The 1,792-nt window shown below is 67.0% G+C and carries 1 protein-coding gene; it reads left to right on the forward strand.

What is annotated here, in order from left to right:
• Window positions 1-527 precede the first annotated feature (527 nt).
• Window positions 528-1,769: an IS110 family transposase gene (locus AB0F62_RS42740; RefSeq protein WP_361812313.1), complete on the forward strand. Its 1,242-nt coding sequence runs from the start codon at window positions 528-530 to the stop codon at window positions 1,767-1,769.
• Window positions 1,770-1,792 lie beyond the last annotated feature (23 nt).

The raw sequence follows: 1,792 nt of genomic DNA on the forward strand, positions 1-1,792 counted from the left end.
CCTAATGGGCAGCGGTGGGAGCCGGAGAAGTCTTGACATCACCCAAGCCGTGAGCTCTTAAAGGTAGAGCGGCTCGATGGTTCCTACTCCGCTGGGTGGCGGGAGTTGATGCGCGTTACTCGTCGTGGGTTCCCGGGGCTGGACCCCTTGAATGCAGAGTCGAGCCGACAGCATCTCCCGCCGCCTCGTTCACGTTGTCGACGGCCAGCGTCAGCACGACGCTCTCCGTTGACCAGGGCAGAAGCCCTTCAAAGAAGACTGGCCGGTGCTGGTACTCGCCGTCGGCAACGTGACCGATCACATGATCGGACCGTTGACGGTTGTGGTCCGAGCCGCCCGCAGGGACCACCTCTCGCATGTTCGGGAGCCACCGAGCTCTTCCGGAGACGGAGAGCCTTGCGGGTCGCTGGGGTCACGAACGGCTAATCGGATGACGGGCCCTCGAGCCCTGCCATTAGGGAGACGCGTGCCCCGCACGGCTGCGACCAGCCGAAACACGCTAACCAAGCCGAGAGGGCGTGAAGCAATTGAGTGTGTTCTGCGGCATCGATTGGGCCAGTGACCACCACGATGCCGTCGTGGTCGACGACACCGGCTCCTTGCTCGCCAAAGCCCGAATCGACGACACAGCCGAAGGTCTCACCCAACTCCTCCAGATACTCGCCGAGCACGGCGACAGCGCCGGGGACCCGACACCTGTGGCCATCGAAACGTCCCGCGGCTTGCTGGTCTCCTGTCTGCGGGCCACCGGCCGCCCGGTCTACGCGATCAACCCGATGGCCGCTTCCCGCTACCGCGACCGGCACGCGGTCAGCCGCAAGAAGTCCGACCACCTGGACGCCATGGTGCTCGCGAACATCCTGCGCACAGACGCCGCAGCCCACCGCAGGCTGCCCGCCGACTCCGAGCTCGCCCAGGCGATCGCAGTCCTCGCCCGCGCCCAGCAGGACGCGGTCTGGGACCGCACCCAGGCCAGCAACAAGCTCACTTCCCACCTGCGCGAGTACTTCCCCGGCTTCCTGGGCGCGGTCGCCGTTCGCCGCGAAGGTGTCTGCCACCCCATCGCCCGCGTTCTTCTGGCCGCCGCCCCCACCCCCGAGCAGGCCGCCCGCCTCACCCGAACCCAGCTGCGGTCCCTGCTGAAGAAGGCCGGACGCAAGAACACGATCGACGCAGAGGCCGAGCGCCTCCAGACCGCACTCCGCCACCCACAGATGCGCCAACTGCCACTGGTCGAGCAGGCCATGGGGCACCAAACCCTGGCACTCCTGCGGCAGCTGGACGCCGCATGCGTCAGCGCCGACGACCTTGCCCAAGCCGCGGTGCAGTCTTTTGAAACACACCCGGACGCCGAGATCATCACCAGCTTCCCAGGGCTCGGTCCGCTCAGCGGCGCCCGGGTGTTTGCCGAGATCGGCGACGACCGATCCCGCTTCGCCGACGCGAAAGGCCTCAAGGCCTACGCCGGATCTGCCCCAATTACCAGGGCCTCCGGCAAGAGCGTGGCCGTCCTGGCCCGCCGGGTCAAGAACCAGCGACTGGCCGCTGTCGGCTACGTGTGGGCGTTCGCCGCCCTCACCCATTCAGACGGCGCCAGAGCCCACTACGACCGCCGCCGAGAAGCCGGCGACCGGCACACCGCAGCCCAACGCAACCTCTTCAACCGCATGATTGGCTGTCTCCACCACTGCCTCAACCAACGGCTCCACTACAGCGAAGCCGCCGCCTTCCCGACAGCCCCAGGCACCCAAATCCTCGATGCCGCTTGACAGTTCATCCGCATCGGATGTCT

The organism is Streptomyces sp. NPDC026673 (assembly GCF_040638135.1).
Taxonomy (GTDB): domain Bacteria; phylum Actinomycetota; class Actinomycetes; order Streptomycetales; family Streptomycetaceae; genus Actinacidiphila.